Source organism: Pseudomonas sp. SDI (assembly GCF_003105155.1).
Taxonomy (GTDB): domain Bacteria; phylum Pseudomonadota; class Gammaproteobacteria; order Pseudomonadales; family Pseudomonadaceae; genus Aquipseudomonas.
This window is the reverse complement of record NZ_QETK01000034.1, coordinates 24,156-49,708: the sequence shown is the minus strand read 5'-3', so window position 1 is coordinate 49,708 and position 25,553 is coordinate 24,156. Positions and strand designations below refer to the sequence as shown.

25 protein-coding genes are annotated in these 25,553 nt (G+C 64.5%); 16 read left to right on the top strand and 9 right to left on the bottom strand.

All coding sequences use genetic code 11. The features are described 5' to 3' along the window. Window positions 1-130: 130 nt before the first annotated feature. Complete coding sequence (locus tag DCO48_RS19615; protein ID WP_116552267.1) at window positions 131-652, top strand: DUF6586 family protein; 522 nt, start codon at window positions 131-133, stop codon at window positions 650-652. Between the two features lie 50 nt (window positions 653-702). Next, a complete protein-coding gene (locus DCO48_RS19610) occupies window positions 703-936 on the top strand; it encodes a hypothetical protein (protein ID WP_045194907.1) in 234 nt (77 codons plus the stop codon). 80 nt (window positions 937-1,016) lie between these two features. Here the strand turns inward: DCO48_RS19610 and sulA are convergent, their stop codons facing one another. Continuing rightward, window positions 1,017-1,490: an SOS-induced cell division inhibitor SulA gene (gene sulA / locus DCO48_RS19605; RefSeq protein ID WP_116552265.1), complete on the bottom strand. Its 474-nt coding sequence runs from the start codon at window positions 1,488-1,490 to the stop codon at window positions 1,017-1,019. Between the two features lie 11 nt (window positions 1,491-1,501). Continuing rightward, window positions 1,502-2,110: a transcriptional repressor LexA gene (lexA, locus tag DCO48_RS19600; RefSeq protein WP_116552264.1), complete on the bottom strand. Its 609-nt coding sequence runs from the start codon at window positions 2,108-2,110 to the stop codon at window positions 1,502-1,504. A 207-nt stretch (window positions 2,111-2,317) separates the two neighbouring features. Here lexA and DCO48_RS19595 point away from each other — a divergent pair, with 207 nt between their 5' ends. Genes DCO48_RS19595 through nagZ form a run of 3 tightly spaced genes read left to right on the top strand, consistent with a single transcriptional unit; the run spans window position 2,318 to window position 4,622 of the window. Next, the gene (locus tag DCO48_RS19595) at window positions 2,318-3,031 is read left to right on the top strand and encodes a TetR/AcrR family transcriptional regulator (protein ID WP_116552263.1); all 714 of its coding nucleotides are present in this window, start codon (window positions 2,318-2,320) and stop codon (window positions 3,029-3,031) included. 45 nt (window positions 3,032-3,076) lie between these two features. Beyond that, window positions 3,077-3,601, top strand: coding sequence for a L,D-transpeptidase (locus tag DCO48_RS19590; protein ID WP_116552262.1), 525 nt, complete (start codon window positions 3,077-3,079; stop codon window positions 3,599-3,601). Between the two features lie 22 nt (window positions 3,602-3,623). Then, on the top strand, window positions 3,624-4,622 hold the full coding sequence (gene nagZ, locus DCO48_RS19585; protein WP_177410627.1) for a beta-N-acetylhexosaminidase: 999 nt from the start codon (window positions 3,624-3,626) through the stop codon (window positions 4,620-4,622). A 75-nt stretch (window positions 4,623-4,697) separates the two neighbouring features. Here the strand turns inward: nagZ and DCO48_RS19580 are convergent, their stop codons facing one another. From DCO48_RS19580 to mfd, 3 genes are read right to left on the bottom strand one after another with little or no spacing between them, the layout of a single operon-like run. Continuing rightward, window positions 4,698-7,016 carry a DEAD/DEAH box helicase gene (locus DCO48_RS19580; RefSeq protein WP_165840805.1) on the bottom strand — a complete coding sequence of 773 codons (2,319 nt, stop codon included), beginning with the start codon at window positions 7,014-7,016 and terminating at the stop codon, window positions 4,698-4,700. A gap of 1 nt (window position 7,017) precedes the next feature. After that, window positions 7,018-7,533: a CsiV family protein gene (locus tag DCO48_RS22770; protein ID WP_165840804.1), complete on the bottom strand. Its 516-nt coding sequence runs from the start codon at window positions 7,531-7,533 to the stop codon at window positions 7,018-7,020. 10 nt (window positions 7,534-7,543) lie between these two features. Next, window positions 7,544-10,993, bottom strand: coding sequence for a transcription-repair coupling factor (gene mfd, locus DCO48_RS19575; protein ID WP_116552260.1), 3,450 nt, complete (start codon window positions 10,991-10,993; stop codon window positions 7,544-7,546). A 169-nt stretch (window positions 10,994-11,162) separates the two neighbouring features. Between mfd and DCO48_RS19570 the strand changes: the two genes are divergently transcribed. The 3 genes from DCO48_RS19570 (at window position 11,163) to sthA (ending at window position 15,335) form a co-directional block, all read left to right on the top strand. Continuing rightward, window positions 11,163-12,626, top strand: a complete 1,464-nt coding sequence (locus tag DCO48_RS19570) for a glyceraldehyde-3-phosphate dehydrogenase (RefSeq protein ID WP_116552259.1) — start codon at window positions 11,163-11,165, stop codon at window positions 12,624-12,626. 136 nt (window positions 12,627-12,762) lie between these two features. After that, window positions 12,763-13,785 carry an FAD:protein FMN transferase gene (locus DCO48_RS19565; RefSeq protein WP_371919529.1) on the top strand — a complete coding sequence of 341 codons (1,023 nt, stop codon included), beginning with the start codon at window positions 12,763-12,765 and terminating at the stop codon, window positions 13,783-13,785. Between the two features lie 155 nt (window positions 13,786-13,940). Then, the gene (gene sthA / locus DCO48_RS19560) at window positions 13,941-15,335 is read left to right on the top strand and encodes a Si-specific NAD(P)(+) transhydrogenase (RefSeq protein WP_116552257.1); all 1,395 of its coding nucleotides are present in this window, start codon (window positions 13,941-13,943) and stop codon (window positions 15,333-15,335) included. Window positions 15,336-15,377: 42 nt separating this feature from the next. On the opposite strand, the gene DCO48_RS19555 is transcribed toward sthA, so the two are convergent. Both DCO48_RS19555 and DCO48_RS19550 read right to left on the bottom strand, forming a co-directional pair. After that, on the bottom strand, window positions 15,378-16,100 hold the full coding sequence (locus DCO48_RS19555) for a glycerophosphodiester phosphodiesterase (RefSeq protein ID WP_116552256.1): 723 nt from the start codon (window positions 16,098-16,100) through the stop codon (window positions 15,378-15,380). A gap of 27 nt (window positions 16,101-16,127) precedes the next feature. Next, window positions 16,128-16,718 carry a PilZ domain-containing protein gene (locus tag DCO48_RS19550; RefSeq protein WP_116552255.1) on the bottom strand — a complete coding sequence of 197 codons (591 nt, stop codon included), beginning with the start codon at window positions 16,716-16,718 and terminating at the stop codon, window positions 16,128-16,130. Window positions 16,719-16,812: 94 nt separating this feature from the next. Between DCO48_RS19550 and DCO48_RS19545 the strand changes: the two genes are divergently transcribed. Genes DCO48_RS19545 through DCO48_RS19535 form a run of 3 tightly spaced genes read left to right on the top strand, consistent with a single transcriptional unit; the run spans window position 16,813 to window position 20,028 of the window. After that, window positions 16,813-18,063, top strand: a complete 1,251-nt coding sequence (locus tag DCO48_RS19545; protein ID WP_116552254.1) for a lipoprotein-releasing ABC transporter permease subunit — start codon at window positions 16,813-16,815, stop codon at window positions 18,061-18,063. Window positions 18,064-18,070: 7 nt separating this feature from the next. Beyond that, complete coding sequence (lolD, locus tag DCO48_RS19540) at window positions 18,071-18,754, top strand: lipoprotein-releasing ABC transporter ATP-binding protein LolD (protein WP_177410626.1); 684 nt, start codon at window positions 18,071-18,073, stop codon at window positions 18,752-18,754. A gap of 29 nt (window positions 18,755-18,783) precedes the next feature. Then, window positions 18,784-20,028, top strand: coding sequence for a lipoprotein-releasing ABC transporter permease subunit (locus DCO48_RS19535; protein WP_116552252.1), 1,245 nt, complete (start codon window positions 18,784-18,786; stop codon window positions 20,026-20,028). Between the two features lie 39 nt (window positions 20,029-20,067). Here the strand turns inward: DCO48_RS19535 and DCO48_RS19530 are convergent, their stop codons facing one another. Both DCO48_RS19530 and DCO48_RS19525 read right to left on the bottom strand, forming a co-directional pair. After that, on the bottom strand, window positions 20,068-20,607 hold the full coding sequence (locus tag DCO48_RS19530) for a cytochrome b (protein WP_256584118.1): 540 nt from the start codon (window positions 20,605-20,607) through the stop codon (window positions 20,068-20,070). Beyond that, window positions 20,604-21,650 (bottom strand): catalase family peroxidase, encoded by a 1,047-nt coding sequence (locus DCO48_RS19525; protein WP_116552250.1) that lies wholly within the window; start codon window positions 21,648-21,650, stop codon window positions 20,604-20,606. Before DCO48_RS19525 ends, DCO48_RS19530 begins: the two co-directional genes overlap by 4 nt. Window positions 21,651-21,782: 132 nt before the next feature. On the opposite strand from DCO48_RS19525, the gene DCO48_RS19520 reads away from it, so the two are divergent. The 5 genes from DCO48_RS19520 to ppnN all read left to right on the top strand — a co-directional run bounded on the left by DCO48_RS19520 (window position 21,783) and on the right by ppnN (window position 25,493). After that, window positions 21,783-22,292 carry a sigma-70 family RNA polymerase sigma factor gene (locus DCO48_RS19520; RefSeq protein WP_116552249.1) on the top strand — a complete coding sequence of 170 codons (510 nt, stop codon included), beginning with the start codon at window positions 21,783-21,785 and terminating at the stop codon, window positions 22,290-22,292. Then, the gene (locus DCO48_RS19515) at window positions 22,289-23,041 is read left to right on the top strand and encodes an anti-sigma factor (protein WP_116552248.1); all 753 of its coding nucleotides are present in this window, start codon (window positions 22,289-22,291) and stop codon (window positions 23,039-23,041) included. The genes DCO48_RS19520 and DCO48_RS19515 overlap by 4 nt, the downstream gene beginning before the upstream one ends. Window positions 23,042-23,194: 153 nt before the next feature. After that, window positions 23,195-23,512, top strand: coding sequence for a DUF2790 domain-containing protein (locus DCO48_RS19510; protein ID WP_116552247.1), 318 nt, complete (start codon window positions 23,195-23,197; stop codon window positions 23,510-23,512). Window positions 23,513-23,650: 138 nt separating this feature from the next. Beyond that, on the top strand, window positions 23,651-23,911 hold the full coding sequence (locus DCO48_RS19505) for a hypothetical protein (RefSeq protein ID WP_116552246.1): 261 nt from the start codon (window positions 23,651-23,653) through the stop codon (window positions 23,909-23,911). A gap of 208 nt (window positions 23,912-24,119) precedes the next feature. Beyond that, the gene (gene ppnN, locus DCO48_RS19500; RefSeq protein WP_116552245.1) at window positions 24,120-25,493 is read left to right on the top strand and encodes a nucleotide 5'-monophosphate nucleosidase PpnN; all 1,374 of its coding nucleotides are present in this window, start codon (window positions 24,120-24,122) and stop codon (window positions 25,491-25,493) included. Window positions 25,494-25,553 lie beyond the last annotated feature (60 nt).

The following is a 25,553-nucleotide window of genomic DNA, read 5'->3' as shown; positions in this document are numbered from 1 at the left end:
CTGTGCATGGCAGTCCCTGTGGGAGCGGGCTCGTCCCGCGATGCTTTTAGGGGGCTAATTGGTCTTGCACCCCACCCAGCCATCGCAGACACTGACGAACCCGTCTCGCAGCCCTTCGGAGAGCGCCTCAATGGCCCAGGAACTCTACACCCGTACCAACCAGAAAATTTACTTCGCCGGCCTTGCCCTCGAAGCGCTGGGCGATGCGCAGGAAAGCCGTGCGATGAATGCCCAGGCGTTGATTCAGGCCGAGCGCGAGTCAGCGCTGTTTCACCTGTATGGGGCGCTGCTGGGGTTGTGCCATGAGATCGCCGGCTTCTACCGCCTGCCGCAGGCCGCCGCGCCGCGTGCCGAGCTACTGCTGAGCCGCGACGTGCTCGACGCCATTGCCATTCCGGAGATGGCCGAGCTGGTTGAGCTGGCACAACAGCCGGAGACCTGGCTGGCGCAATTGCTCAAAGCTTATGCCGATTTGTTTCGACCGCCGGTCGCGACGAAACAGCCCAAAGGCGACGTCACCCAACCGCTGATTCAGGCCGTGAGCCTCGATGCACCCGAAGTGCTAGCGCTGTCGCGTGAAGAACTGGAAAGCTGGCGGCAGAACCTTAAGGGCCTGGCCGTTCGTTTCCGCGAGGGCTTGAGTGAGTGCTGATCCTGCCCGTGGCTGGTACAATGCCGGCCTTTCCTGGAGATCAGTCCTTTATGCCCACGTCCTTTCTAGAAATTGTCGAGTTACCTGACGGCCGGATCGAGCTGCGTCGTGCCGAGGACGAGGGTTCACTGGTTACCCTGGATTTCTCTGAAGACGCCAAGGCGTTCCTGCAAGGTCAGCATGTCGAGGTGGCCAAGGCCATGCTCAGCGTCGGCGTGCAGATGGCGGGCAAGCTGGTTGAGGGCGAAATCGAGCGTGACGACGGTCCGCGGGTTTTGCACTGATCCCTCAAATCCTCCTGGATTTAGCCTGTGGGAGTCGGCCAGCAAGGCAGGCTCCCACAAAATCTCCTTGAACCAAGTGTTCAGCCCAAGCGGATGTTCAGGCTCTGCGCATCGCCGGCGCGTGCGGCATTGGTCAATTGCTGGCGAGCGGTGGTGCTGACCGGATTGAGCCAGCTCACCACGGTGTGGCTACGGCCCAGGCGCAGCGCGTCGCAGGCCAGTTGCAGGGCGCTCTGGTTGCCACGCGGTTGCAACAGCAGGATGCGTTCGCGGTTCAGCCCGGCGTCACGCAGCCAGGCCTGGGTAAGGCTGGCTGGCGGGGCGATCAGGGTCAGCCAGCGGGCATCCTGTTCCTCGCTGAGTTCGCGCAACATCGGCGCCAGCAGGTTCTGGCAGTGCTCCAATGCGCCACGGAAAGACAACTCGCTGAACGCTGGTGGTTCGTTGCTCGGCTGAGCTGGTGCCCTGGCTTTCAGGCGTGGGAGTACCGGCTGGGCCAGAAACGCCTCGAACAAGGGCAACTGTGCTTGCTGTGGTGCATGGGGGAACTGCATGACGCCTCCTGTTACCGGCGAATGATGCCGACGCTCAAGCCCTCGATAACCAGCTCCTGTTCTTTCAGGTTGACTTCGATGGGGGCGAATTCGGGGTTTTCGGCGATCAGCCAGACCTTGCTGCCTTCACGCTTGAAGCGTTTCACCGTGACCTCATCGCCGAGGCGGGCGACGACGATCTGGCCGTTGCGCGCTTCGCGGGTGGTGTGTACCGCCAGCAGGTCGCCGTCGACAATGCCAACGTCCTTCATGCTCATGCCGTTGACGCGTAGCAGGTAGTCGGCGCGTGGATGGAAGAAGGCCGGATTGATGTTGCAGGATTCCTCGATGTGCTGCTGGGCGAGGATCGGTGCCCCGGCCGCAACCCGGCCGATGATCGGCAGGCCGCTGTCGTCGGGCTTGGCTTCGAAGCCAGGGATGCGAATGCCGCGCGATGCGCCGGGGGTCATCTCGATAGCGCCCTTGCGGGCCAAGGCCTTGAGGTGCTCTTCGGCGGCATTGGGCGATTTGAAACCCAGCTCCTGGGCGATTTCCGCGCGGGTTGGCGGGAAGCCGTTGTCTTCCAGGCAGCGCTTGATAAAAGCCAGAATCTCAGCTTGGCGTGGCGTCAGTTTTAGCATGTCGATCGCTCTGTCTTTTTATACAGTGACTGGGATTATATACAGTGGGTGGCAAGCTGCAAGCGTCACGCTGCAAGAAAACCCCGGCCAACGCCCCTGACGCCGTGCAGTACGTGGCGTGAAGCTGTGTTCTAATAGCGCGCTCGACTTGACAGTCACGGTGTTGAAACGTATGTTTCAAACAAGTGTTTGTCAGGCGGAGTAGTCATGGCCCAGTCGGAAACCGTTGAACGCATTCTCGATGCTGCCGAGCAGTTGTTCGCGGAAAAAGGTTTTGCCGAAACCTCATTGCGGCTGATCACCAGCAAGGCCGGGGTCAACCTGGCGGCGGTGAACTACCATTTCGGTTCGAAAAAGGCCCTGATCCAGGCCGTCTTCTCGCGCTTCCTCGGGCCGTTCTGCCAGAGCCTGGAGCGCGAGCTGGAGCGCCGCCAGGCGCGCCCCGAGCAAAAGCCCAGCCTTGAAGAACTGCTGGAGATGCTGGTCGAGCAGGCCCTGGTGGTGCAACCACGCAGCGGCAACGACCTGTCGATCTTCATGCGCCTGCTGGGCCTGGCCTTCAGCCAGAGCCAGGGCCACCTGCGCCGTTACCTTGAAGACATGTACGGCAAGGTCTTCCGCCGCTACATGCTGCTGGTCAACGACGCCGCACCACGCATTCCGCCGATCGAGCTGTTCTGGCGTGTGCACTTCATGCTGGGTGCCGCAGCGTTCAGCATGTCCGGGATCAAGGCGTTGCGTGCCATCGCTGAAACCGACTTCGGGATCAATACCTCGATCGAGCAGGTCATGCGCCTGATGGTGCCGTTCCTCGCCGCCGGCATGCGCGCCGACAGCGGTGTCACCGACGCAGCCATGGCGGCTGCGCAGTTGCGTCCGCGGAGCAAGTCCAGCAGCGCGCCGGCGACCGCCAAGGCCTGATTCACGGCTGGGCGCGGCGGCTGCCATCGGCTAAGCTAGCGCCCCATGCCTACTCTCGATTTGTTGCATATTTCCCTCGCCGACCAATGCCTCTATGGGTTCGCCCATGGGCGTCTGGTGCTGCGTCTGGCGGTGTCGACCGCGCGCAATGGCCCAGGTGAACGCAACGGTTCCGGCTGCACGCCGCGTGGCCGTCATCAGGTCCGCGCAAAAATCGGCGCCGGCCTGCCGCAAGGCGCCGTACTGCGTGGGCGGCGCTGGACCGGCGAAACCTGGACCCCGGCCCTGCACGCGCAGTTTCCCGGGCGCGACTGGATCCTCACGCGCATCCTCTGGCTGAGCGGCTGCGAGCCGGGGCGCAATCGCCTCGGTCCGGTCGACACCTTCCGCCGCTATATCTACCTGCACGGCACCCCCGACAGCGAGCCGATGGGCGTACCCCTGTCACATGGCTGCGTGCGCTTGCGCAATGCCGAGCTGATGCGCCTGTTCGAGCAGGTGCCGCTGCATTGCCCGGTACAGATTGAAGAAGCCGCCTGCCCACTGTGGGCCGACGCGCCCCTGAACTGAAGGATCATTTATGAGTGCCAGCCTGCAAGGCTCCCTGATGGTGGATATCGCCGGTACCTGGCTGACCGCCGAAGACCGCCAGCTTCTGCGCCAGCCCGAAGTGGCCGGCCTGATCATCTTTGCCCGCAACATCGACAGCCCGCGCCAGGTGCGCGAGCTGTGTGCGTCGATCCGCGCCATTCGTCCCGAACTGATCCTGGCGGTGGACCAGGAGGGCGGTCGCGTGCAGCGCCTGCGCCAGGGCTTCGTGCGCCTGCCGGCCATGCGTGCGCTGGCCGACAATGCCAACGCCGAGTACCTCGCCGAGCAGTGCGGCTGGTTGATGGCGACCGAGGTGCTGGCGGTGGGCCTGGACCTGAGCTTCGCGCCAGTGCTGGACCTCGATCACCAGCGCAGCGCCGTGGTTGGCAGCCGGGCCTTCGAGGGTGACCCGCAACGTGCCACGGCACTGGCCGGAGCATTCATTCGCGGGATGAACGCAGCGGGCATGGCCGCCTGTGGCAAGCATTTCCCCGGGCATGGCTGGGCGGAGGCCGATTCGCATGTGGCGATTCCGACCGACGAGCGCAGCCTGGAGCAGATTCGCGCGGCCGACCTGGTGCCGTTCACGCGCTTGAGCGGGCAACTGGCGGCGGTGATGCCGGCGCATGTGATCTACCCGCAGGTCGACAACCAGCCGGCCGGTTTCTCGCGGCGCTGGCTGCAGGACATTCTGCGTGGCGAGCTGGGCTTTGATGGGGTGATCTTCAGTGACGACCTGTCGATGGCCGGCGCGCATGTGGTCGGCGATGCGGCCAGCCGGATCGAGGCGGCCTTGAGTGCCGGTTGCGACATGGGCCTGGTGTGCAACGACCGCGCGGCGGCGGAGCTGGCCTTGTCGGCGGCGCAGCGGCTGAAGGTCAAGCCCTCGCCGCGGATTGCGCAGATGCGCGGGCAGGGTTTTGCGCGCACCGACTACCGTCAGCAGCCGCGCTGGCTGGAGGCGCTCGGGGCGCTGAAAGAGGCGCAATTGGTGGATTGAGGGCTGCGGTGTAGCCTATCGCGGGGCGAGCCCGCTCCCACAATGCTGTGGGGGCGGGCTCGTCCCGCGATGGGTTCAGCCGGTTTTGGACGTCTGGCGCTTCCCCGGCAACGGTGCAAACAGCGCATCGATATCTTCCGCCGCGAGCTTCCAGTCACCGGCCTGGCGTCCCTCCAGTACGCCCGCGGCCAGCGCTGACTTCTCCAGCTGCAATTGCTGGATCTTCTCTTCCACCGTCCCGCGGGTAATCAGCTTGTAGACGAACACCGGCTTCTCCTGGCCGATGCGATACGCACGGTCGGTCGCCTGGTTTTCCGCTGCCGGGTTCCACCACGGATCGTAGTGAATCACCGTGTCCGCTGCGGTCAGGTTCAAGCCGACCCCGCCAGCCTTCAGGCTGATCAGGAAGATCTGCCGCTTGCCGCTCTGGAAGTCCGCCACCGGCGTGCGCCGATCACGGGTTTCGCCGGTCAGCAGGGCATAGTCGATTTGCCGCTCGCGCAGCTCCTGCTCGATCAGCCCGAGCATGCTGGTGAACTGCGAGAACAGCAGCACCCGGCGGCCCTCGGCGATCAGTTCCTCGATCATTTCCATCAGGCTGGCCAGCTTGCCCGAGGCCGCGTTGCGCACGTTCGAGGCTTCGGCGTTGACCAGGCGCAGATCGCAGCACACCTGGCGCAGCTTCAGCAGCGCCTCCAGAATGATGATCTGGCTGCGCGCCACGCCCTTGCGGGTGATCTCGTTGCGCACCTTCTGGTCCATCGCCAGGCGCAGGGTTTCATACACGTCGCGCTGCGCGTCGCTGAGCTCGACCCAGTGGATCATCTCGGTCTTGGCCGGCAGCTCGGTGGCCACCTGCTCCTTGGTGCGGCGCAGCAGGAACGGCTTGATCCGGGCATTCAGGTGCTGCAAGCGCTCATCATTGGCTTGACGCTCGATCGGTACCCGGTAATCGCGGTTGAACGCCTTGCTGTCGCCCAACCATCCCGGCAGCAGAAAGTGAAACAGCGACCACAGCTCGCCCAGGTGATTCTCCAGCGGCGTGCCGCTCAGGCACAGGCGCTGGCGTGCATTGAGCTGGCGTGCGGCCTGCGCCGCCTTGCTCGACGGGCTCTTGATGTACTGCGCCTCGTCGAGGATCAGTACGTGCAGCGGCAGGTTGCGGAACTGCGGGAGGTCCTTGGGCAGCAGGGCGTAGGTGGTCAGTAGCAGGTCATAGTCCTGCAACTGGTCGAAATACTTGCGCCGGCCGATGCCTTGCAGGGCCAGCACCTTCAGCCCCGGCGCAAAGCGCGCGGCTTCGTCCTGCCAGTTGGGGATCAGGCTGGTCGGCATCACCACCATGGCCGGCCGGTCGAGCCGCCCGGCGTTCTTTTCGGTCAGCAGGTGCGCCAGGGTTTGCAGGGTTTTGCCCAGGCCCATGTCGTCGGCGAGGATGCCGCCCACCTCCAGCTCGCGCAGCGCCTGCATCCAGCTCAGGCCGTCGAGCTGGTAGCTGCGCAGGGTCGCATTCAGCCCCTCTGGCGGTAGCGCCGGTTGGGTGCGGATATCACGCAGGCGCTCGGCCAGGTCGCGTACCCGCTCGCCGCCTTGCCAGCTCAGTGGCAGGTCGTGCAGGGCATTGAGCCGGGTCGCGTCCGGGGTGGCCAGGCGCAGGGTGGTTTCGCCGGGCTCGCGCAGGTAGAAGTCGCCGAGTGCCGTCAGTACCGGTTTGAGCCGGCCATACGACAGGGCGATGTTCAGCGCCCGGCGCGCTGCCTGCGGGTGCGGGATCGGCACCAGCAGTTGTTCGTCGTCGCGGTGCCGCGCCAGGTGGTTGGCATTGAGCAGCTCCGGGTGCGTGCGCAGCAGGTTGAGCAGGATCGGCAGCAGGCTCAGGCGCTCGCCGTTGATCACGATGCCCAGCTCCAGGTCGAACCAGTCGCGTTCCGGGGCTTCCTGGATATGTGCGTACCAGTCGTCGACCGGGGTCAGGTCGAAGGCAAAATCGTCGGCGCACTCGATGATCCAGCCGCGCTCGCGCAGGCTGGCCAGGTCGTTGAGGACAAAGCGCAGCCAGGCGTTGTCGTTGGGCAGTTCGTAGGGCTCGCCGGCGCTTTCCGGCAGGGCTTTGCTCTGCCGGGTGGCGACCTTGAAGCCGAGTTCGAGCAGGCGGTCGCGCAGGGCGCGTTCGGCCAGCGGCTGGCGGGTCGGATGCGGGTTGTGATCGCTGTCGTGGCGCGGCGCCGTGCGGCTGCCGCTGACGTACTCGCCGGCGTAACCGAAGGCGAGTGCTGCGCGGTGTTGCACGTGGCGTTGCATGCGCCCGTTGCGCGGGTCGAAAGCGCTGAACTCGATGCTGCCCAGCCACAGCCGTGGCTGGGGCTGGAGGGTGTCGGAGGGGGTGTCGGGCATTTCAGGGTTTCGTGATCTTGAGCAGCAGCGCCAGGTGCCCGCCATCCATGAAGGTCAGTGTGCCGGCCTTGATGCTGGCATTGCTCTGGCGCAACTGCTCGCTCTGGAGCACGCTGCCGTTAGCGTCGAGCTGGTTGACCCAGAGGTTGGCGTCGGCGCTGATAAAGCGCTCTTCGCCGACCTCAAGGTTGCCCTCGATCGGGAAGTGCCCGAACTGCTCGTTGCCGGCGCTGATCGCCACGCGGCCGGCCGGTTGCTGCCAGGCCTTGTGCAGCAGCACGGTGTATTGGCTGTCGGCAGCCAGCTTGGCGGCTTCGTCGCTCAGCAGTGGCTTGCGCTCGTCGGCCGCAGCCGGGGCTTGTGCGCCCTGGCGCCAGTCTTCCGGGGCGTACTGGCTGGTGATGGCCGGTACGGCGTTCTGCCGCACCAGGATCATTTCGACCTGGTAGGTGCCTTCGGCAAAGGCTGCCGGCGCTACCAGCGCCAGCAACAGGGTCAGGCTACGCATTACACGCATGGATCTTCCTTCACGCAGAGGGTGGGGTCAGGCGCTCGAACAGCGCCTCGAGGTTATTGAAGCGTTCTTCCGGGCGTTCCATCGGCACCATGAACCTGAACTGGGTCGCGCCTTCGAACTTGTAGCGTTTCGGCTGGCTCTGGATCAGCTTGATCAGCACCAGCGGATCAACCGGGGTTTGTGCCTCGAATTCGAGCTTGCCGCCATTCGGTCCGGCGTCGACTTTCTTGATGCCGAGTTTTTCCGCCTGCAGCTTGAGCAGGGTCAGCCGCACCAGGTTCTTGGTCGGCTCCGGCAGCAGGCCGAAGCGGTCGATCATTTCCACTTGCAGGTCTTTCAGGCCGTCCTCGTCCACCGCCGAGGCGATACGCTTGTAGAGGATCAGCCGCGCGTGCACGTCGGGCAGGTAGCTTTCGGGGATCAGTGCCGGCAGGCGCAGGTTGATCTCCGGGCCGCCGCCCAGCGGCTGGTCGAGGTTTGGCTGGCTGCCCTTGCGGATAGCCTTGACCGCGCGTTCGAGCATTTCCATGTACAGGGTAAAGCCGACCGCCTGGATCTGTCCGCTCTGGCCTTCGCCAAGCAGCTCGCCGGCACCGCGGATTTCCAGGTCGTTGGTGGCCAGGACGAAACCAGCGCCCAGGTCCTGGGTGTTGGCGATGGCTTCCAGGCGCTTCTCGGCGTCGGCGCTGATCTGCTGGCGCGGTGGCGTCAGCAGGTAGGCGTAGGCCTGGTGGTGGCTGCGCCCGACCCGGCCGCGCAACTGGTGCAACTGGGCCAGGCCGAACTTGTCGGCGCGCTCGATGATGATGGTGTTGGCGCTCGGCACGTCGATGCCGGTCTCGATGATGGTCGAGGCGATCAGCACGTTGAAGCGCTTGTGGTAGAAGTCGCTCATCACCTGTTCGAGTTCGCGCTCGCGCATCTGCCCATGGCCGATACCGATGCGTGCCTCCGGCACCAGTTCGGCGAGGTCGGCGGCGCATTTCTCGATGCTCTTCACGTCGTTGTGCAGGTAGTAGACCTGGCCGCCGCGCAACAGCTCCCGCAGCAAGGCTTCCTTGATGGTGCTCTTGTTCTGCTCCATGACGAAGGTGCGCACCGACAGCCGGCGCGCCGGCGGGGTGGCAATGATCGACAGGTCGCGCATGCCCGACACCGCCATGTTCAGCGTGCGCGGGATCGGCGTGGCAGTGAGGGTGAGAATGTCGACTTCGCTGCGCAGGGCCTTGAGCTGCTCTTTCTGGCGTACACCGAAGCGGTGCTCCTCGTCGATGATGACCAGGCCCAGGTCCTTCATCTTGACGTCGTCCTGCAGCAGCTTGTGGGTGCCGATAACGATGTCGATCTTGCCTTCGGCGAGGTCGGCGACGGCGGCGCCGATCTCCTTGGGCGACTTGAAGCGGCTCATCACTTCGACATTCACTGGCCAGTCGGCGAAGCGGTCGCGGAAGCTGTTGTAGTGCTGCTGGGCGAGCAGGGTGGTCGGCACCAGGATTGCCACCTGGCGACCGCTATGCACGGCGATGAACGCGGCACGCATGGCCACTTCGGTCTTGCCGAAGCCGACGTCGCCGCACACCAGGCGGTCCATCGGCTTGGCGGCGAGCATGTCCTCGCGCACCGCTTCGATGGCGGCCTGCTGGTCGGGGGTTTCCTCGAACGGGAAGCCGGCGCTGAAGGTGGCATAGTCGGCGCTCGGGTCGGCGAACGCATAGCCTTTGCGCGCGGCGCGGCGCGCATAGATGTCGAGCAGCTCGGCGGCCACGTCGCGGACCTGCTCGGCGGCCTTGCGCTTGGCCTTTTGCCAGGCTTCGGAGCCGAGCCGGTGCAGCGGCGCCAGGGCGTCATCGCTGCCGGTGTAGCGCGCGATCAGGTGCAGGTTGGCCACCGGCACGTAGAGCTTGGCGCCTTCGGCGTACTCCAGGGTGAGGAATTCCGCCGCCTGGCTGTCGATCTCCAGCGTCGCCAGGCCGAGGTAGCGGCCGACCCCGTGATCGATATGCACCACCGGCGCGCCTTCGCGCAGTTCGGTGAGGTTCTTGATGACTGCGTCGTTGCTGACGTCGCTGCGCTTCTCGCGGCGTCGGCGCTGCATCACCCGTTGGCCGAACAGCGGGCTTTCGGCGATCAGTGCCAGCGCCGGGTCGTCGAGCAGCAGGCCGTCGTCCAGCGGCGCGATGGTGATCGCCAGGCGGTGCTTGCCGTCGACGAATTCGCGCCAGCCGTCGACCGTCTGCGGGCGCAGCTTCAGGCGTTCGAGCAGCTCCAGCAGCACTTCGCGGCGGCCCGCCGACTCGGCGGTGAACAGCACCCGGCCGGGGAACTGGTCAAGGAAGCCGGCCAGCGCGGCCAGCGGCTGGTTGGCCTTGGCCTCGATGGCCAGTTGCGGCAGTTGCTGTGCCGGGAAGCGTTCGCGGCCGGGGCCGCTGTCGACGTCGTCCTGGCTGGCGACGATGCGCGGCCAGCCCTTGAGTCGGGCGAAGCAGTCTTCCACCGGCATGAACAGCTCGGCCGGCGGCAGCAGCGGCCGGGTCGGGTCGATGCGGCGCTCCTCGTAGCGGTTGCGCACGTCGCTCCAGAAATGCTCGGCAGCCTGCTCGACGCCGGGCAGGGAAAATACCTGGGTGTCCTGCGGCAGGTAGTCGAACAGGGTCGAGGTTTCCTCGAAGAACAGCGGCAGGTAGTACTCGATGCCGGCCGGGATGATCCCGCTGGTGAGGTCCTGGAAGATCGGGCTGCGGCGGAAATCGACGTCGAATCGTTCGCGAAAGCGCGCTTTGAAGCGGGTCACCGCGTCTTTCTGCAGCGGGAATTCGCGGGCCGGCAGCAGTCGCACCGACTCGACCTTGTCGATCGAGCGCTGGGTTTCCGGGTCGAAGGTGCGCAGGGTTTCGATTTCGTCGTCGAACAGGTCGATCCGGTAGGGCAGCTTGCTGCCCATCGGGAACAGGTCGATCAGCGCCCCGCGCACGGCAAATTCGCCGTGCTCGTACACGGTGTCGACGCAGCGGTAGCCGCTGGCTTCCAGGCGCGTGCGCATCTGTTCGACGTCGAGCTTCTGGCCAACGTCCAGTACCAGGCTGCTGCCGAGCAGGAAGCTGGTCGGTGCCAGGCGGTGCAGGGCGGTGGTGATCGGCACCACGAGAATGCCGTGGTCGAGCTCCGGCAGCCGGTAAAGGCTGGCGATCCGCTGCGAAATGATGTCCTGGTGCGGCGAGAACAGGTCGTAGGGCAGGGTTTCCCAATCCGGGAACGGCAACACGGCCAGTTCCGGGGCGAAGAAGCGCAGTTCCTGCTCCAGCCGGTCGGCAGTCTGGCTGTCGGCGGTGAGCAGCAGGGTAAAGCGCTTGGCGGCGCTGGCGGCTTCGGCGATGGCCAGGCTCAGGGCGGCGCCGGGCAGGTTGCCCCAGGTTTGTTTGCCGGCGATGGCCGGCAGGTGCGGTAGACGCAGAACAGGCACGGGAGGTCGAGCTCCAAGCGTTGCGACAAAGACGCCAATTGTACCGGGCCAAGGCCGCTGCTGTCAGGTTCCAGCGGTTGTATTGCATGTAGTGCGGCGAACTCGACAGGCGCTCATTGCCCGATGCGACGCGGGGCGTCATAATGTAGCCCCTTTTTTCTGTCCCTACATGTGGAAGGTTCCCGTGACTCAGAAGCCCGACCAGTGTCTTGGTGAGTGGATTGATCGTGAAGCGCTTGCAGAAGCGATGATCCCGCTTATCGGTCAGCTCTACCGCAATAACAACGTGGTGAGCTCGATCTATGGCCGTAGCCTGATCAACCGTTCGGTGATCGCGATCCTCAAAGCCCACCGCTTTGCCCGTCATCGCCAAGCCGACGAAACCGAACTGTCTGTCCACGAGACATTCCCGCTGCTTAAAGCGATGAGCGAGCTGAAACTGGGCGCCGCTTCGGTCGACCTGGGCAAGCTGGCTGTCAAGTTCAAGGAACAAGGCAACGGCCGTACCCCTGAGCAGTTCGTACGTGAAGAAATGGCCGACGTCGTCGGTCAGCAAAACGTTGCGGCGCGCAAAGGTACTGACGTCGTGCTGTACGGCTTCGGTCGTATCGGCCGTCTGCTGGCGCGTATCCTGATCGAGAAAACCGGTGGTGGCGACGGTCTGCGCCTGCGTGCCATCGTCGTGCGCAAAGGCGCCGAGAACGATCTGGTCAAGCGTGCCAGCCTGCTGCGCCGTGATTCGGTGCACGGTCCGTTCGATGGCACCATCACCATCGACGAAGAAAACAACACCATCACCGCTAACGGTAACCTGATCCAGATTATCTACGCGAAGAGCCCGAGCGAAGTCGACTACACCCAGTACGGCATCGAAAACGCGCTGATCGTCGACAACACTGGTGTATGGCGCGACGCCGACGGCCTGGGCCAGCACCTGGCCTGCCCGGGCGCTGCCCGCGTGATCCTCACCGCACCTGGCAAGGGCGCGCTGAAGAACATCGTGCACGGCATCAACCATGGCGAAATCAGCGCCGATGACAAGATCATCTCCGCGGCTTCCTGCACTACCAACGCCATCGTTCCTGTGCTCAAGGCGGTCAACGACCAGTACGGCATCGTCAACGGCCACGTTGAAACCGTTCACTCGTTTACCAACGACCAGAACCTGATCGACAACTTCCACAAAGGCAGCCGCCGTGGTCGTGCCGCACCGCTGAACATGGTAATCACCGAGACCGGTGCAGCTACCGCAGCGGCCAAGGCGCTGCCAGTGCTCAAGGGCAAGCTGACCGGTAACGCGATCCGTGTACCGACGCCTAACGTGTCGATGGCGATCCTGAACCTGAACCTGGAAAAAGCCACCACCCGCGAAGAGATCAACGAGTACCTGCGCCAGATGGCCATGCACTCGGATCTGCACAAGCAGATCGACTACGTGAGCTCGCAGGAAGTGGTTTCCACCGACTTCGTCGGTTCGCGCCACGCTGGTGTAGTGGATGCCGAAGCAACTATCTGCAACGACAACCGTGTTGTCCTGTACGTCTGGTACGACAACGAATTCGGTTACAGCTGCCAGGTAGTGCGTGTCATGGAAGACATGGCCGGGGTCAACCCGCCAGCTTTCCCACGCTAAGCTTTGTCGTGTGAAAAAACGGGAACCTTCGGGTTCCCGTTTTTTTTCGCCAGCGCAATAGAGGGAGCTGCCCATGCAAGCACCGAGTGAAACTGTCCCCTGTGGGAGCAGGACAAGGCCCGCGCCCACAGGGTTGATGCCGATACTGATGCTGGTGCTGGTGCTGCTTACTGGCTGCAAGCCCGGCGACAGCCTTGAACGCATCAGCGGCCCGACCATGGGCAGCAGCTACACCGTGCAGTACGTTCGCACGCCCCAGGGCCCGGCACCGCAGCAGGTGCAACGCGAAGTGCAAGGCATCCTCGCCGGCATCGACCAGCGCTTCTCCACCTATCGCAGCGATTCCCTGGTGGAAACCTTCAATCGGCTGCCCGCCAACCGCTGCCAGCGCATGCCGGCCGACGTGCTGGAGCTGGTCGGGGTAGGGCAGAGGCTGTCCGCGCAAAGCAACGGCGCCTTCGACCTCACTGTCGAGCCCTTGCTCGACCTGTGGGGCTTCGGCCCGCAGTCGCGCGGCGAACAGGTTCCGACAGTCGCCCAGCTCGAACACGCCCGCCAGCGCGTCGGCTACCACCAGTTGCGTATCGACGGCGAACAGCTGTGCAAGCAGGCCGCGGTCGAGATCGACTTCAACAGCATCGCCGCCGGCCACGCCGTCGACCTGATCGGCGAGCGCCTGCAGGCCTTGGGCATTACCAGCTTCCTCGTCGAAGCCACCGGCGAGCTCAAGGCCGTCGGCCACAAACCCGACGGCAGCGCCTGGCAGATTGCCCTGGAGCTGCCGCGCGACGACCAGCAGATCGCCAGCGAGGTGATTGCCGTGGATGGCTTCGGGGTGTCCACGTCGGGTGACTACCGCAACTATTTCGAGCAGAATGGCCGGCGTTATTCGCACACCTTCGATGCCCGTCTGGGGCGCCCGGTGAGTCACGAACTGGCGGCGGTAACCGTGCTCGCACCCTCGGCCCTGATGGCCGACGGTTACTCGACCGTGTTGCTGATCCTGGGGCCGGAGCAGGGCTGGGCACTGGCCGTGGCGCACCATCTTGCGGCGGTTTTCGTGACCCGCAGCGGCCAGGGCTTCGTCTCCCAGGCTACCCCGGCGTTTTGTCAGCACTGGCCACAGTCGGGCAGGGCATCGAAGGTGAAGTGCATGTAGTGCAGAGAAAAATAGCCTACGACGCGACCAAGGGTTAATGTGCGCGGCGCTCAGGCTTGATTAGACTGCACCCGAATTTTTTCATGGCGCCGCGCGCGACATGATGTAGCCCCGGACGCCAGCGTGGCATCCGGGCCTGTTCTGAAGGAGTACGCATGGCTGTCTACAACTACGACGTAGTGGTGCTGGGTTCCGGCCCCGCAGGAGAAGGGGCGGCAATGAATGCCGCCAAAGCAGGACGCAAGGTAGCGATGGTCGATAGCCGTCGTCAGGTCGGCGGTAACTGCACCCATCTGGGCACCATCCCGTCCAAGGCCTTGCGTCACTCGGTTCGCCAGATCATGCAGTTCAACACCAACCCGATGTTCCGGGCTATCGGTGAGCCGCGCTGGTTCTCCTTCCCCGACGTGCTGAAAAGCGCCGAGAAGGTCATCTCCAAACAGGTTGCCTCGCGTACCGGCTACTACGCCCGTAACCGCGTCGACGTGTTCTTCGGCACCGGCAGCTTCGCCGACGAGCAAACCGTCGAAGTGGTCTGCGCCAATGGCGTGGTCGAAAAACTGGTGGCCAAGCACATCATCATTGCCACCGGCTCGCGCCCGTACCGTCCGGCCGACATCGATTTCCACCACCCGCGAATCTACGATAGCGACACCATCCTGAGCTTGGGCCACACCCCGCGCAAACTGATCGTGTACGGTGCCGGGGTTATCGGTTGCGAATACGCATCGATCTTCAGCGGCCTGGGGGTACTGGTCGAGCTGGTCGACAACCGTGGCCAGTTGCTGAGCTTCCTCGACTCGGAGATCTCCCAGGCGCTGAGCTACCACTTCAGCAACAACAACATCACCGTGCGTCATAACGAAGATTACGAGCGTGTCGAAGGCCTGGACAACGGGGTGATCCTACACCTCAAGTCTGGCAAGAAGATCAAGGCCGACGCCTTGCTCTGGTGCAACGGCCGTACCGGCAACACCGATCGCCTGGGCCTGGAAAACATCGGCATCAAGGTCAACAGCCGCGGCCAGATCGAAGTCGACGAAAACTACCGCACCTGCGTGCCGAACATCTATGGCGCCGGCGATGTGATCGGCTGGCCTAGCCTGGCCAGTGCCGCCCACGACCAGGGCCGTTCGGCCGCTGGCAGCATTGTCGACAACGGCAGCTGGCGTTTCGTCAACGACGTCCCGACCGGGATCTACACCATTCCGGAGATCAGCTCGATCGGCAAGAACGAGCAGGAGCTGACCCAGGCCAAGGTCCCGTACGAAGTCGGCAAGGCGTTCTTCAAGAGCATGGCGCGGGCGCAGATCGCCGGCGAACCGCAAGGCATGCTGAAGATTCTGTTCCACCGTGAAACCCTGGAAATCCTCGGCGTGCACTGCTTCGGCTACCAGGCGTCGGAGATCGTCCACATCGGTCAGGCGATCATGGACCAGCCAGGTGAACGAAATACCCTGAAGTATTTCGTCAACACCACCTTCAACTACCCGACCATGGCCGAAGCCTATCGGGTTGCCGCCTACGACGGCCTCAACCGGCTTTTTTGAGCGGCTCCGGCCGGTGGCCTGAGCCGGCCGGGGAGATTGATTTCAGCGCTTCCCAAGCGTGGCAGTGGCCAAACCGGGAAAGTCTGTAATCAGGCTGTCTACGCCAAAGTCGGCGAGTCGACGCATCAGCGCCGGCTCGTTGACCGTCCACACCGACACATGCAAACCCTGGCGCTGCGCTTTCAGCAGGCGCTCGGGGGTGCAGTGGGTCCAGTTCAGCGCCAACAGATCACAGCCGTAGTTCTGCGCGACCTTCAGTGGGTCGAGCCAGGTGTACTCGGCCACCAGCCCGCGGGAAATGTCCGGGGTCAGCTCCAGGGCAGCACCGAGCACTTCGCGTGAGCTGGAGGTGATGGTGATCTTGTCCAGCAGGCCATATTGCTGGGCCATTTCGCGAATCGCCAGTACGGTGGTGGCGGCGCGGGTGCGCGAGGCACTCTTGACCTCCAGTTGCCAGTGCTCGAAGTCGCATTTCTCGAACAGTTCTTCCAGGCGTGGGATCGGGCAGGGCTGGACCCAGCCCGGGCCGCCGTGACGTGCGTCGTAGGTGACCAGGTCGGCGGCCGATTGCTCGACCACCTTGCCGCGTCGGCCGGTGGTGCGCTTCAGGGTCGGGTCGTGGATCACCATCAGTTGGTTGTCGGCAGACAGGTGCAGGTCCAGTTCGCAACGGCGCACGCCGTGGTCGAGGCATTGCTGGAAGCTGCTCAGGGTATTTTCGGGGGCTTCGCCCTTGGCGCCGCGGTGGCCGTAAATCAGGGTCACGTTTGTTCCTTCAAGTAAGGCTGAACATCAGGAGGAGGCGGCCGGGTCGTTCTGGTCCAGGGCCTGGCGTCGTTGTTGCGCCTGCCGTTGCAGGATATAGCGGGCAAGCAGTTGGCGCTGCGCATCGGTCATGTCGACGAATTCGGTGCCGACTTCGTACTGACCATCTGCGCGCTTGTCGCAGTGGGTGACCTTGGCCCGCAGCAGTAGGCCAAGCGCTTGTGGCATCAGCACCATCTTCACCGCGACGCGGGCGCCGGCAGCTAGCGGTCGGGCTTCGGCGAACTCGACACCGCCTTCGGACAGCACCACCGCACGGGGCGCGCTGAGCTGGCCGAGCAGGGTTTGCGCGACCACTGCGCTGAGCAGGTCGATGCGTTTGTTCTGGGCCTTGAGGAAGGCGGCGAGGGTACGGTCCTTCTCGCTGAGCTGACGCAACAGGTGCTGCGACTCGAACTCGCTCAGGTGCAATTCGCTGAGCAGGTTGAACAGCGGTGAATCATCCTGCAACAAGTCTGTGCCAAGGGCTTCGGCAGCACTCAGCGGGCTAATTTCCAGTGCGATCCTATCGTCGATACGGTAGTATTCGCGGCGATCTTCTTCATCTAATGTCGACATGGCGAACCCATGGTAGCGGCGGTGGTCTGAGTGTAAAGCTGCTCCTCAAGCCTCGCCACAAGGACGTTCCTCTTTCATCCGAACAAGCCCCGACATGTTCAGACCTCTTTTCGTTTTCATCGGTACGCGTTACACCCGTGCCAAACGCCGCAATCACTTCGTCTCGTTCATTTCCCTGACCTCGATGATCGGCCTCGCCCTGGGCGTGGTGGTGATGATCGTGGTGCTCTCGGTAATGAATGGCTTCGATCACGAGATGCGTACCCGCGTGCTGGGCATGGTGCCCCACGCCACGCTGGAGACCGGTCAGCCGATCAGCGACTGGCCCGCCCTTGCCAGTAAAGTAAAGCAGAATCCTTCGGTTCTTGCGGTGGCGCCGTTCACCCAGATGCAGGGCCTGCTGACCCACGACGGCAAGGTGCAGAAGGTGCTGCTCAACGGCATCGATCCGGCACAGGAGCGCCAGGTGTCGATCATCGACCACTTCATTCGTGAAGGTCAGCTCGATGACCTGGCGCCCGGCAGCTTCGGCATCATGATCGGCGACAAGGCGGCGGCCAAGCTCGGCGTCGGCATCGGCGACAAGCTGACCTTCGTCGCCCCGGAGGTCACCGTGACCCCGGCCGGGATGTTCCCGCGCATGAAGCGCTTCACCGTGGTCGGGATCTTCCATGTCGGTGCCGGCGAGATCGACGGCTACCTGGGCCTGACCAACCTCTCCGACCTGTCGCGCCTGCACCGCTGGCAGGCCGACCAGGTGCAGGGCTTGCGCCTGAAGTTCGACGACCTGTTCCAGGCGCCGCGCACGGCCTGGGCGATTGCCCAGCAGTTGGGCGAGGATACGTTCTACGCCCGCGACTGGACCCGTAGCCACGGCAACCTGTACCAGGCCATCCGCATGGAAAAAGCCATGATCGGCCTGCTGCTGCTGCTGATCGTTGCGGTGGCCGCGTTCAACATCATTTCCACCCTGGTGATGGTGGTCAACGACAAGAAGGGCGACATCGCCATCTTGCGTACCCTGGGCGCCACGCCGGGGCAGATCATGGCCATCTTCATGGTTCAGGGCACCGTCATCGGCGTGGTTGGCACGCTGATCGGCGCGGTGGTCGGGATTCTTGCCGCGCTCAATGTGAGCGCCGCGATTGCCGGCCTGGAAGGGCTGATCGGGCACAAGTTCCTCAACGCCGATGTGTACTTCATCGACTACCTGCCGTCCCAGGTCATGGCCGAGGACGTGTGGATGGTCTGCGGTGCGGCGCTGGTCCTGAGTTTCCTCGCCACCCTGTATCCGGCCTGGCGCGCGGCGCGCACCCAGCCGGCGGAGGCGCTACGTTATGAGTGAGTTGGGCATGAGTGATAAAGCCGTACTGAGTTGCCGCAACCTCGGCAAGTCCTATGAAGAAGGCCCGGAGTCGGTCCAGGTGCTGTCGAACCTGCAGCTTGAACTGCACCCTGGCGAGCGGGTGGCCATCGTCGGCAGCTCCGGTTCGGGCAAGAGTACCTTGCTCAACCTGCTCGGCGGCCTCGACACGCCGACCCAGGGCAGCGTCTGGCTGGCCGGCGAGGAACTCTCGGCGCTCGGCGAGCGTGCCCGTGGCCTGTTGCGCAACCGTGCGCTGGGCTTCGTCTATCAGTTCCACCACCTGCTGCCAGAGTTCACCGCGCTGGAGAACGTGTGCATGCCGCTGCTGATCGGCCGCACGCCGATCCCCGAGGCCCGCGAGCGCGCCGAAGCGCTGCTCAAGCGCGTCGGCCTCGGTCATCGGCTGAGCCACAAGCCGGCCGAGCTGTCCGGTGGTGAGCGCCAACGGGTGGCCATCGCCCGCGCACTGGTCAACCGCCCGGGGCTGGTGATGCTCGACGAGCCAACCGGCAACCTCGACCAGCACACCGCGCAGGGCATCCAGGACCTCATGCAGGAACTGAGCAGCTCGTCGCAGACGGCGTTTCTGGTGGTGACCCACGACCTCAACCTGGCGCGGCAGATGGACCGTGTGCTGCGCCTGGAAGAAGGCCACCTAGTAGCGATCTGATTCATTCTTTTTTACTGGGTGCTTCGTTCATGTTCAGACCCTTGTCCATTTTTATCGGCGCGCGTTACACCCGTGCCAAGCGCCGCAACCATTTCATCTCGTTCATTTCCATGACCTCGATGATCGGCCTGTCCCTGGGCGTGCTGGCGATGATCGTGGTGTTGTCGGTGATGAATGGCTTCCAGCGCGAGATGAGCGCGCGGATTCTCGGCATGGTGCCGCACGCCACCCTGGTTGGGCTCAAGCCGCTGGACGACTGGCAGCCGGTGGCCGCCGAAGCGTTGAAGAACCCCGAGGTGATCGCCGCAGTGCCGTTCACCGAAATGGAGGGCATGCTCTCCTACAAGGGCTCGATGCAACCGATCCAGATCAGCGGCATCGACCCGGCGCAGGAAGGCAAGGTCTCGATCGTCGCCGAGCATATCGTCCAGGGCCGGCTTGAAGACCTCAAGCCCGGTGAGTTCGGTGTAGTGATCGGCGAGATCACCGCGCGGCGTTTTCGTCTGAATGTCGGCGACAAGCTGACCCTGATCGTCCCCGAAGTCAGCAGCGCGCCAGGCGGTATTACCCCGCGCATGCAGCGTCTGACCGTGGTCGGCGTGTTCAAGGTCGGTGCCGAGCTGGACGGCTCGATGGGTATGATCCACGTAGCCGACGCCGCGCAGATGCAGCACTGGCAACCGAACCAGGTACAGAGCGTGCGGATCAAGCTCAAGGACCTGTACGCCGCGCCGCAGGTGTCGGCGGCGATTGTCGCCACGCTCGGCGAGCAGTACCGCGCCGATGACTGGACCCACACCCAGGGCAGCCTGTTCAGTGCCATGAAGATGGAAAAAACCATGATCGGCCTGCTGCTGCTGATGATCATCGCCGTGGCCGCGTTCAACATCATCGCCACGCTGATCATGGTGGTGAACGACAAGGGCGCCGACATCGCCATTCTGCGCACCATCGGCGCCACACCGGCACAGATCATGGGCACGTTCATGGTGCAGGGCAGCCTGATCGGTGTGGTCGGCACCCTGATCGGTGGCGTGCTTGGGGTGATTGCCGCACTCAATGTCAGCCAGATCGTCGGTTGGCTGGAGCGGCTCAGTGGCCAGCACATCTTCACGTCCGACGTGTACTTCATCAGTACCCTGCCGTCGGAGTTGCAGTGGGGCGATGTGGCGCTGATCTGCAGCGCCGGGCTGATCATGAGCTTCCTCGCCACGCTGTACCCGGCGTGGCGCGCCTCGCAGGTCGAACCGGCCTACGCCTTGCGCTACGAGTAACGCGAACGACACCGCCGGCAATCGCCGGCGGTGTGCTTTTCAGCGGCCAGACAGCATGCTGCGCAATACACCGTCGCGACGGACCAAGCCGTGCATCAGCGCCGCCGCCAGGTGCACCAGCACCGTGGCGAACAGCAGGTACGCCAGCCAGCCATGGGCCTGGCGCAGCACGGCGTAGAGGGTCAGGTCGTGTGGCAGCACTGCCGGTAGCTGCAGCGGCAGCGGGTAACCGCCGGCCGACTGCATGCCCCAGCCAATCAATGGCATCGCCAGCATCAGCCCATACAGCAGCCAGTGCGACGCCTTGGCGGCGACGCGCTGTAACGTTGGCAGGTCGGCCGGTAGCGGCGGCGGGGCGTATTTCAGACGCACGCCGATGCGGATCAGTACCAGTACCAGCAAGGCCAGACCGATCAGCTTGTGCACGCCGATCAGCAGGGTGTGGCGCGGCGACAGGTCGCCGACCATGCTCACGCCGACGAACAGCATCGCCAGGATCAACCCGGCCATCAGCCAGTGCAGCAGGCGGGCGAGGGGGTGGAAGTGTGGGTGCGACGGGGTCATGGGCGTGCTCTTCATGGGCGGGTTCCGAGGCCGGCCGCTTCGCGGCTGCGGCGATTGAAGGATTCGGCGTAGGCGGACGAGCGCGCGGCCAGGATCGGATCGGCCGACGGTTCGATGCCGCTGGGCAGGATCAACGGGTCGAAGTTCAGGTCGCGGCAGGCACCTTGCTCCTTGGTCTCGACCTGTTCGATCACCAGGGTGCCGGCGTTCACCTCACGGCGTTCGGCCGGCCAGGGCTGAGCCGGGTCGTCGACCGGGTCGCCGGCTTCGGCCAGGGTCAGTATTAGCTGCCATTGCAGCGGGCCCTGTTGCAGCCGCTGTTGCAGGTCGTGCTGGAGGAAGTCGGCATCGCTGACCGCGGCCGGGAGTGGCGCGAACGGAGTCAACGGCACCATGCGCCAGCGCACGTAATGCCCCTTGCCACCGGCATCGACCAGGCGGAAAGCGTTGATGCCGTGGAAGCTGGAGTTGGCGAAACTGTCTGTCGCCTTGTAGTCCTTGGCCCACTGGCGGAACGCTGCGCTTTCCGGGTGCTCGGCAAAAAATGCCTGCAACCGGGCCGGGTCGGGTTTGCCGGTGGCCGGATCCGGGCTCATTGCCAGCACTTGCTGATAGAAGCTCTCGGGCGTGCTCACAGCGAGCACCGGCGGGGTGTTCATGCCAGTGCGCCAGAGTTGCCCGTCGTCGCTGGCGAACTGCACGGCGAGGCTGCGGGTCGCGACGCTGGTGTCCGGCGCCAGCGGGTTGGCGCCGCCGATGGCGAAGCGGCCGATTACGGGCACCCGCGGCTGGCTGAACACCCGCGCCCGCGACAGTGGTTCGGCCAGCCCGCTGCTGCGGAAATAGCCGCTGACGCAGAGGCCCTTGGCGTGGTTCTTGCGATAACCGGGGTAGTGCCCGGCCTGGGCCTCGAAGGTGTCGATGATACGCGCCGGGGTCAGGCGCTCGGGGCCGATCCAGCCGGCGGTATAGGCAAAACCGGCGGCCAGGGCGCCGACCAGCAGGCCGATGGCGGTGAGCCGGGCGGCGCGCGCCGGGCCGTGTAACGGAGTGCTCATGGGGGCGTTCCGGTGAATGAATGAGCGGGTAGGACGCTTGCCCGGTGGATTTATTCCACGCGCTCGGGAATAACTTTCGATCTGGCGCGTCTGCCTCGTACACTGACCGCCAGCAAGGCCCGGATTGCAGCGATGAACCACCTCGACGACGACCAATTGCGCGACATGCTCCAGCGTCTGCGCCGCTTTGCCCTGTCGCTGACCCGCGACGCCAGCAGCGCCGACGACCTGGTACAGGCCACCGTCGAGCGCGCCCTGAGCCGGCGCGCCCAGCAGCAGGCCGAGGCCAGCCTGCGCGCCTGGCTGTTCTCGATTCTCTATCGGCTGTTTATCGACGGTAAACGCCGCGAACGCCGGCATGCGCGCTGGCTGGCCTGGTTTGGTCGTGAAGAAGAGGGCGGTGGCAGCACCGAGGCCATTGTCCTTGCCGAAGCCGGACTGGCGGCGTTCACCCGCCTGCCCACCGAGCAGCGCGCCTTGCTCTTGCTGGTCAGTGTCGAAGGCCTGAGTTACAAGGAGGCCGCGCTGGCCCTGGATGTGCCGATTGGCACGGTGATGTCGCGGCTGTCGCGGGCACGCGCGGCACTGCGGGAACTGGCCGAGGGCAACCCAGTGCCCCCGGCATTGCGGAGGTTGAAATGAGCCGGTTGATTCCGTCCGAAGAAGAATTGCACGCCTACGTCGACGAGCGCCTCAGCGCGGAACGGCGCCGTGAGGTCGAGCTGTACCTGGCGGCCAACCCCGAGCAGGCGGCGCGCATCGACGGTTGGCGCAGCGATGCACGCGTGCTGCGCACGGCGCTGGCCGGGCTGATCGAGCAGCCGGTGCCGGCCCGGCTCGATCCGCTTGCCGTGCGTCGGCAGGTGAAGCTCCGCCGGCAGCGGCGCTGGGCAACGGCGGCGATGCTGGTGCTGGCGCTGGGCCTGGGCGGTGCCGGCGGCTGGCAGGCGCGTGAAGCGAGCCTGCTGGCCAGCACCCCGCCGATGGCCGATGCGCTGCAGGCACACCGGTTGTTCGCCTATGCGCCGACACTCGACCTGGCGGTGCAGCAACCGGCGCAACTGCAGGCCTGGCTGGGCGCGCATTTCCAGCACGCGGCGCCACTGCCGGACCTGTCGGCCTATGGCCTCACTCCGGTCGGCGCGCGGCTGCTGAGCAACGAGCAGGGCCCGGCAGCGCTGCTGGTGTTCGAGGATGCCCAAGGCGAGCGGATCAGCCTGTTCCTGCGCTCGCCCGGTGAGCACTACGCGCGCATGCCGCGCGGCGAACGCGTCGACGGTACGCTGCAGGCCAGCTACTGGTCGCAGGGCGATTACAACTACGCGCTGGTCAGCGCTGCTGCCGATGGTCGCGCCGAACAATTACGCAACGTATTGGATATCGCCCTGTAACGCTGCCAGGGGTAAGCTGCAAGAGCGTGTCTGCCGACCGTTAATAGGTGCGCAGCTCGGGCGTCATCCTGGGTTGGCAGACGGTTTTCGTAGCAACGTCATGGCGTACCGTTTGCCCGAGCCGCGCCGTTTCGCTCATGCGAGGTAAGGCTGATGAAACGCAGCACAGGTTTGCTCTTTGGCGCATTGCTGGTGCCATCCCTGGCGCTGGCCGCGCCGGCCAACGATCCGCGCCTGATCGCCCATGAACAGACGGTTCAGGCCTACGCCCAGGCCCATGGCATGGCCGCACCGCAGGTACGCGACTATCAGTACGGCATGCCGCTGGATATCCGTAACGTGCTCTTCAGCACTGGCAGCAGCCGCACCTGCGATGCGCAGCCGATGCTGATGACCTACACCGACAGCAGCGGCCAACTGGTTACCCTGCGCTACAGCGAGCAGGGCAGTTGTCCGAAGTTTCAGGGGTGAGCAATAGTCGGGGCGGGCGCGCTGGCGGTTTGCCGGAAGGCTTGCACACCTGGTATTTCTGCCGCTATCGGCGTGGTCCGATTGTGCTGATGATCGGCAGGCCGGCCAATGACGGCCGGCTTACGCCGGAGCATCAACATGAACAGACATGCAGGCATTGCGCTGCTGGTGCTGGCCCTTATACCGGGGCTGGCCTTGGCGGCTGATAACAAGTTCTTCGACTGCCAGGTGTATGACACGACGATCAACGGCGGCCAGGGTAGCGCCGCGCGACAGGGCGACGTGCCGGTGTCCGCCGCGTCGCTGGTGGCTGCCGAGCAGCAGGTGCGCAAGGAATACCCGGCCTGGCAGGATGGCAGCCGATTCGCGGTGCAATGCCGCGAGAACGAGGAAGTGTAGCAAGCACATCGCGGGGCGAGCCCGCGCCCACCTGAAAGCACCACTGCCCCTTGTGGGAACGGGCTTGTCCCGCGCTGGGTCGTTGAGTCGGGCCCATCAGGTTTGCCATCCCCCCCACTCAACTGCTAAATACCTTATGTGCGTCTGCGTTTGGCGTTCACCTACGGAGCCCCTGCCGTTTGCGGGCTTCGCACATATGGAATCCAGAATGACCCCAAGACAGGTAATCAACGCTTCGGTCAGCCCCAAAGGCAGCCTGGAGACACTTTCCCAACGTGAAGTACAGCAGTTGAGCGAAGCCGGCTCCGGCAGTATCTACACGCTGTTCCGTCAATGCGCCCTGGCCATCCTCAATACCGGCGCCCATGTCGACAATGCCAAGACCATTCTCGATGCCTACAAGGACTTCGAGGTGCGTATCCACCAGCAGGACCGCGGCGTACGCCTGGAACTGCTGAATGCCCCGGCCGATGCCTTCGTCGATGGCGAAATGATCGCCAGCACCCGGGAAATGCTCTTCAGTGCCTTGCGCGACATCGTCTACACCGAAAGCGAACTGGACCGCATGAGCATCGACCTGGAAAGTTCCCAGGGCATCACCGACTACGTCTTCCAGTTGCTGCGCAACGCCCGCACCCTGCGCCCTGGCGTCGAGCCGAAAATGGTTGTGTGCTGGGGTGGGCACTCGATCAGCAGCGAGGAATACCAGTACACCAAGAAGGTCGGCCACGAGCTGGGCCTGCGCAAACTGGACATCTGCACCGGCTGCGGCCCGGGCGTGATGAAGGGCCCGATGAAGGGCGCGACCATCGCCCATGCCAAGCAGCGCATGAGCAGTGGCCGTTACCTGGGCCTGACCGAGCCGGGCATTATCGCCGCCGAAGCGCCGAACCCGATCGTCAACGAGTTGGTGATCCTGCCGGACATCGAAAAGCGTCTGGAGGCCTTCGTCCGTGTCGGCCACGGCATCATCATCTTCCCTGGCGGCGCCGGTACCGCCGAAGAGTTCCTCTACCTGCTTGGCATCCTGATGCACCCGGACAACCGTGAGCTGCCGTTCCCGGTGGTGCTCACCGGGCCGAAAAGCGCCGAGCCGTACCTGCAACAGTTGCATGCCTTTGTCGGCGCCACGCTGGGCGAGGCGGCACAGCGGCTGTACGAGATCATCATCGACGACCCGGCCCAGGTGGCGCGGCAGATGGTCGAGGGGCTCAAGGCAGTCAAGCAGTTCCGCCGCGAGCGCAACGATGCGTTCCACTTCAACTGGTTGCTGAAGATCGAGGAGGGTTTCCAGCGTCCGTTCGATCCAACCCACGCCAACATGGCCGGCCTGCAACTGAGCCGCGCGCTGCCGGCGCACGAACTGGCGGCAAACCTGCGGCGGGCGTTCTCCGGGATTGTCGCCGGCAACGTCAAGGACAAGGGCATCCGCCTGATCGAGGAGCATGGGCCGTACACGATCCACGGCGATGCGGCGGTGATGCAGCCGCTGGATAAACTGCTGCAGGCATTCGTCGAACAGCACCGGATGAAGCTGCCGGGTGGCGCGGCGTATGAGCCGTGCTATCGCGTGGTGAGCTGATTTTTCCTACATATCTTGTCGGTTGAAAGAGGGCGGGCCGCTCCAACAGGATAGCCCGCT

Coding starts and splice junctions, on each gene's coding strand:
- DCO48_RS19570 (WP_116552259.1), top strand. CDS start 11,163: ATGTGGAAGGTTCCCGTGACTCAGAAGCCCGACCAGTGTCTTGGTGAG.
- DCO48_RS19590 (WP_116552262.1), top strand. CDS start 3,077: ATGCCTACTCTCGATTTGTTGCATATTTCCCTCGCCGACCAATGCCTC.
- lexA (WP_116552264.1), bottom strand. CDS start 2,110: ATGCTAAAACTGACGCCACGCCAAGCTGAGATTCTGGCTTTTATCAAG.
- DCO48_RS19535 (WP_116552252.1), top strand. CDS start 18,784: ATGTTCAGACCCTTGTCCATTTTTATCGGCGCGCGTTACACCCGTGCC.
- DCO48_RS19545 (WP_116552254.1), top strand. CDS start 16,813: ATGTTCAGACCTCTTTTCGTTTTCATCGGTACGCGTTACACCCGTGCC.
- DCO48_RS19515 (WP_116552248.1), top strand. CDS start 22,289: ATGAGCCGGTTGATTCCGTCCGAAGAAGAATTGCACGCCTACGTCGAC.
- DCO48_RS19505 (WP_116552246.1), top strand. CDS start 23,651: ATGAACAGACATGCAGGCATTGCGCTGCTGGTGCTGGCCCTTATACCG.
- DCO48_RS19610 (WP_045194907.1), top strand. CDS start 703: ATGCCCACGTCCTTTCTAGAAATTGTCGAGTTACCTGACGGCCGGATC.
- sulA (WP_116552265.1), bottom strand. CDS start 1,490: ATGCAGTTCCCCCATGCACCACAGCAAGCACAGTTGCCCTTGTTCGAG.
- DCO48_RS19580 (WP_165840805.1), bottom strand. CDS start 7,016: ATGCCCGACACCCCCTCCGACACCCTCCAGCCCCAGCCACGGCTGTGG.
- DCO48_RS19565 (WP_371919529.1), top strand. CDS start 12,763: ATGCCGATACTGATGCTGGTGCTGGTGCTGCTTACTGGCTGCAAGCCC.
- sthA (WP_116552257.1), top strand. CDS start 13,941: ATGGCTGTCTACAACTACGACGTAGTGGTGCTGGGTTCCGGCCCCGCA.
- DCO48_RS19550 (WP_116552255.1), bottom strand. CDS start 16,718: ATGTCGACATTAGATGAAGAAGATCGCCGCGAATACTACCGTATCGAC.
- DCO48_RS19520 (WP_116552249.1), top strand. CDS start 21,783: ATGAACCACCTCGACGACGACCAATTGCGCGACATGCTCCAGCGTCTG.
- lolD (WP_177410626.1), top strand. CDS start 18,071: ATGAGTGATAAAGCCGTACTGAGTTGCCGCAACCTCGGCAAGTCCTAT.
- DCO48_RS22770 (WP_165840804.1), bottom strand. CDS start 7,533: ATGCGTGTAATGCGTAGCCTGACCCTGTTGCTGGCGCTGGTAGCGCCG.
- DCO48_RS19530 (WP_256584118.1), bottom strand. CDS start 20,607: ATGAAGAGCACGCCCATGACCCCGTCGCACCCACACTTCCACCCCCTC.
- DCO48_RS19510 (WP_116552247.1), top strand. CDS start 23,195: ATGAAACGCAGCACAGGTTTGCTCTTTGGCGCATTGCTGGTGCCATCC.
- DCO48_RS19595 (WP_116552263.1), top strand. CDS start 2,318: ATGGCCCAGTCGGAAACCGTTGAACGCATTCTCGATGCTGCCGAGCAG.
- DCO48_RS19525 (WP_116552250.1), bottom strand. CDS start 21,650: ATGAGCACTCCGTTACACGGCCCGGCGCGCGCCGCCCGGCTCACCGCC.
- DCO48_RS19615 (WP_116552267.1), top strand. CDS start 131: ATGGCCCAGGAACTCTACACCCGTACCAACCAGAAAATTTACTTCGCC.
- ppnN (WP_116552245.1), top strand. CDS start 24,120: ATGACCCCAAGACAGGTAATCAACGCTTCGGTCAGCCCCAAAGGCAGC.